Annotated in this window: 2 protein-coding genes and 2 pseudogenes; 2 read left to right on the top strand and 2 right to left on the bottom strand. The window is 73.6% G+C overall.

Annotated elements, in window-relative coordinates:
* The first annotated feature begins 458 nt into the window (after nucleotides 1-458).
* Nucleotides 459-1,106 (top strand): 50S ribosomal protein L25/general stress protein Ctc, encoded by a 648-nt coding sequence (locus K6I33_RS32020; RefSeq protein WP_229358053.1) that lies wholly within the window; start codon nucleotides 459-461, stop codon nucleotides 1,104-1,106.
* Between the two features lie 36 nt (nucleotides 1,107-1,142).
* Nucleotides 1,143-2,558 carry a glutamate decarboxylase gene (locus K6I33_RS32015; RefSeq protein WP_229358052.1) on the top strand — a complete coding sequence of 472 codons (1,416 nt, stop codon included), beginning with the start codon at nucleotides 1,143-1,145 and terminating at the stop codon, nucleotides 2,556-2,558.
* A gap of 7 nt (nucleotides 2,559-2,565) precedes the next feature.
* Here the strand turns inward: K6I33_RS32015 and K6I33_RS32010 are convergent.
* Nucleotides 2,566-3,171: pseudogene (locus tag K6I33_RS32010) on the bottom strand (response regulator); the annotation flags it as partial.
* Between the two features lie 18 nt (nucleotides 3,172-3,189).
* A pseudogene (locus K6I33_RS32005) lies at nucleotides 3,190-4,365 on the bottom strand (sensor histidine kinase); the annotation flags it as partial.
* Nucleotides 4,366-4,679 lie beyond the last annotated feature (314 nt).

The following is a 4,679-nucleotide window of genomic DNA, read 5'->3' as shown; positions in this document are numbered from 1 at the left end:
GGCCGGGGGCGGCCCGGGAATGTCGCGGAGGGCGGGCTCCACGACGGCTGGGAATTCCGGGAGGCCCGGTCGGTCCGGCGGTGGTTCGAGGCGGATTTCTGGCATGGGCCACCCTTTCCTCGCGTCCGCGCAGCCGAGCGGCACCCGGCGGTGACCGGCTGCGGAATGCTGCGCGCCAACGATGATTTCACCGTGCTTTCCGGCCGTCACCGGTGATTCACAGGTGACGGCCCGTGAGCCGAAGCGCGGCCGCCCGGCCGTGCTCCGGCGTGCGGAGAGGGCGCGCGGACGGGTGGTTCGCCCCGTCCGCGCCGGCCCAACGACACGGCCGTCGTGCGGCATTCGGGAATGGGTTTCTCGGCCGAACGGAGCAATCGAGAATTTCCCGGGCGCTCCGGCCGGATGAACCCGGAATAAACTCGGCGGCCGGAGAGACGCGAATTCCGAGGAGTGCCCCCATGGCCGAAGTGAAGCTTGCCGCCACACCGCGTACCGACTTCGGCAAGGGTGCCGCCCGGCGGATCCGCCGCGACAACAGGGTCCCCGCCGTCATCTACGGCCACGGTGCCGACCCCAAGCACGTCGCGCTGGACGGCCACGCGCTGTGGATGGCCCTGAAGACGCCGAACGTGCTCATCAGACTCGACATCGAGGGGGCCAAGAGCGAGCTGGTGCTCCCCAAGGCCATCCAGCGCGACCCGCTCAAGGGATTCCTGATCCACGTGGACCTCCTGGCCGTGAAGAAGGGCGAGAAAGTCACCGTGGAGGTCCCGGTGCTCACCGAGGGCGAGCTGGCGCCCGGCGGAAACCTGCTGGAGCACATGCTGGACGCGCTGCCGATCGAGGCCGAGGCCACCCACATCCCGGAGTCCTTCACCGTCTCCATCGAGGGCCTGGAGGCCGGTCACACCATTCGCGCCGAGGACATCGAGCTGCCGCGCGGCAGCTCCCTGGCCGTCGATGGGAGCACGTCCCTGCTCCAGGTCGTCGCCGCCCAGGCGGAGGAGCTCCCCGAGGAGGAGGAAGAAGAGGAGGAGGGCGCCGAGGCCGCCGAGGAGGCCGCACCGGCCGAGGAGGAGCAGCCCGCGGAGGGCGGCGAGGGCTGAGCCGGCGCCCGGGCCGGCGGGTGAGGAAGGACGCGCATGGCGCTGCACAGGGGCAGGGACGACCGGCACCCCGGCCGCCGCTACGCCGTCAACCCCTTCTACGGGGAGGCGGACCCCGTCTCCTCGATGGCGCTGGAACCGCCCCGCCACCGGCTGCCCGACGGCCCGATGACCCCGAGTGCCGCCTATCAGTTCGTCCATGACGAACTGATGCTCGACGGCAATTCCCGGCTCAACCTGGCCACCTTCGTCACCACCTGGATGGAGCCCCAGGCCGGGGTGCTGCTGGCGGAGTGCCGGGACAAGAACATGATCGACAAGGATGAGTACCCGCGCACCGCCGAGCTGGAGCGGCGCTGCGTGGCCATGCTCGCCGACCTGTGGCACGCCCCCGACCCGGCCGCCACTGTCGGCTGCTCCACCACCGGCTCCAGCGAGGCCTGCATGCTCGCCGGGCTCGCCCTCAAACGCCGCTGGGCCCTCGCCCACGGCGACCGCTACCCGGGCGGCGGGGCCCGGCCCAATCTGGTGATGGGCTCCAACGTCCAGGTCTGCTGGGACAAGTTCTGCAACTTCTGGGAGGTCGAGGCCCGCCAGGTGCCCATGGAGGGCGACCGCTTCCACATCGACCCGGACGCCGCCGCCGGGCTGTGCGACGAGAACACCATCGGCGTCGTCGCCGTGCTCGGCTCCACCTTCGACGGCTCCTACGAACCGGTCGCCGGGGTCTGCGCCGCGCTGGACGCCCTCCGGGACCGTACGGGCCTGGACGTCCCCGTCCACGTCGACGGCGCGTCCGGCGCGATGATCGCGCCCTTTCTCGACGAGGACCTGGTGTGGGACTTCCGGCTGCCGCGCGTGGCGTCCATCAACACCTCCGGCCACAAGTACGGCCTGGTCTACCCCGGCGTCGGCTGGGCCCTGTGGCGGGACCGGACGGCCCTCCCCGAGGAGCTGGTCTTCCGCGTCAACTACCTGGGCGGCGACATGCCCACCTTCGCCCTCAACTTCTCCCGCCCGGGCGCGCAGGTCGCCGCGCAGTACTACACGTTCCTGCGGTTGGGCCGCGAGGGCTACCGGGCCGTCCAGCGGAACACCCGTACGGTCGCCAGTGGCCTCGCCCGCCGCATCGGGGAGCTGGGCGACTTCCGCATGCTGACGCACGGCGACGAACTGCCGGTCTTCGCCTTCACCACGGCCGACGGCATTACCAACTTCGACGTCTTCGACGTCTCGCGCCGGCTCCGGGAACGCGGCTGGCTCGTCCCCGCGTACACGTTCCCGCCCGACCGCCAGGACCTGTCGGTGCTGCGCGTCGTGTGCCGCAACGGGTTCTCGCAGGACCTCGCGGACGTCTTCCTCGACGACCTCGGCGCCCTCCTGCCCGAGCTGCGCCGCCAGGACGCTCCGCTGGACCGGCCGGAGCGGGTGGCCACGGCGTTCCACCACTGACCGGCCACTACGGAAGCAGCCGCTGCTCCTTCGCCACGGCGACCGCGCCCGCCCGGGTGTCCACGCCCAGCTTGGCGTAGATGCGGCCCAGGTGGGTCTTGACCGTGGCCTCGCTGATGAACAGGGCCCGGGCGATGTCGCGGTTGCCGAGGCCGCGCGCCAGCTGGCCGAGGATGTCGCGCTCGCGGTCGGTGAGCGTGCCGGTGGCGGGCCGGGTGCCGCGCAGCCGGGCCATGACCCGGCCGGCCACCGGCGGGGAGAGCGCCGTACGGCCCTGGGCGGCGGCCCGGACGGCCGCGAAGAGCTCCTCGGGACGCTCGGCCTTCAGCAGATAGCCGGTGGCCCCGGCCTCCAGGGCCCGGGTGACGTCGGCGTCCGTGTCGTAGGTGGTGAGCACCAGCACCCGGGCCCCGTCCGGCGCGGCGGTGATGCGGCGCGTGGCCTCCACCCCGCCGATGCCCGGGCCCAGCTGGAGGTCCATCAGCACCACGTCCGGCCGCAGCTTCGCCGCCATGACGACGGCCTCCTCGCCGGTGCCCGCCTCGCCGACGACCTCGATGCCGGGCTCGCTGGCGAACAGGGCGCGCAGCCCGGCGCGGACGACGGCGTGGTCGTCGCACAGCAGCAGACGGACGGGCGTGGCGGCGGAGACGACCGTGCCCTCGCCGGGCACGGACTCCACGCTCAGCCGGCCGCCCAGCCGGCCCGCACGGGCCCGCATCGCGGGCAGGCCGTGGCCGCGCCCCGGGCCGGCCGCCGGGGCGGCGGAGGCGTCGAAGCCCCGCCCGTCGTCGGCGACGTCGAGGACGACCTGGTCGTCGAGCCAGGTGAGGGTGAGGGCCACGGTGCTCGCCCCCGCGTGCTCGCGGACGTTGGCGAGCGCGCCCTGCGCGATCCGCAGCAGCGCCGACTCCGCGCTCTCCGGCAGGGGGACGGGCGTCCCCTCCAGGTGGAAGCGCACCGTGAGCCCGGGCACCGGCTCCCGTTCGGCCAGGGCGCGCAGCGCCTCCGCCAGGGGCACCCCGTCCGCGAGGTCGGCGGGGGCCAGGTCCTGGACGAATCGGCGGGCCTCGGCCAGGCCGCGGGCGGCGACGTCCGCGGCGGCGCGGACGTGGTGGCGGGCCGTGCCCGGGTCGTCCGCCCAGATCCGGTCGGCCGCCTGGAGCAGCATCTGCTGGCTGGACAGGCCCTGGGCCAGGGTGTCGTGGATCTCCATCGACAGCCGCTGCCGCTCGGCGAGCGCGCCCTCCCGGCGCTCGGTCGCGGCCAGCTCGCGGCGCGTGCGCAGCAGATCGCCGATCAGGGCGTCCTGCCGGGCCCGCTGCCGCTCCATGTGCACGAAGGCGGCGGTGGCCAGCGCGGCGACGGTGGGCGGGGCGACGACGAGGTTGGGGTCGAAGCCGAAGAGGCTGATCTGCGCGCCCACGACGAAGACCGTCAGCCCCGCGATCAGCGCGAGGGAGGCCCGGACGGGCAGGGTGCGCAGGGCGGTGTAGACGAGCGGGACGGCGCACCAGGCGAAGCTGGGGGCCGCGACGACCAGCACCACCCACACCCCGACGACCGCGCCGAGCCACAGCCGCCGGTGCGCCGGGACGGCGTCGTCGAGGCCCGCGCCGAGCACGTAGAGGATGCCGAGCAGGGTGCTCAGGGCGATGATCCACGGGGTGTCCGGCTGGCCGGCGTGGCGGCTCAGGAAGCGGACGAGGGACGCGCCGAGGAGGAGGAAGAACGCGGTGTGCCGGACGACGGCGAACCACCGCGCGTCGGGGTCGCGGTCCGGGGGTGCTGCGGTGGTGCCGGTCACGTGCGTCTTCTTCCTCGCCGGGCTCGACGGAACAGGGTGCCGTCTCCTGTCCTAACCCGTGGCGGTCCCCCTCGCATCATCCGATCGGTCGACCCCGTGTCGTCCGTACCGCTCGCCGATACCCACCGGACCGACGACCGGGAGGGGCCGTGATCGCTTCGAGGATGGAGACGTCCCGATCGGCCCCGATCAGTTCCGACAGGAGTTCCCATGAAGAGCCCGCAGAAGTTCTCCGTCCGCGCCCGTGTGATCACCGGCAGCGTGGCGGTGGCCGTCGCCGGTGCCGCCACCTTCGGCGCCGTCGCCGCCACGGC

It is taken from the genome of Streptomyces sp. UNOB3_S3, assembly GCF_020740895.1.
In the GTDB taxonomy this organism is placed as follows: Bacteria; Actinomycetota; Actinomycetes; order Streptomycetales; family Streptomycetaceae; genus Streptomyces.
This window is presented reverse-complemented; position numbering and strand designations above follow the sequence as displayed.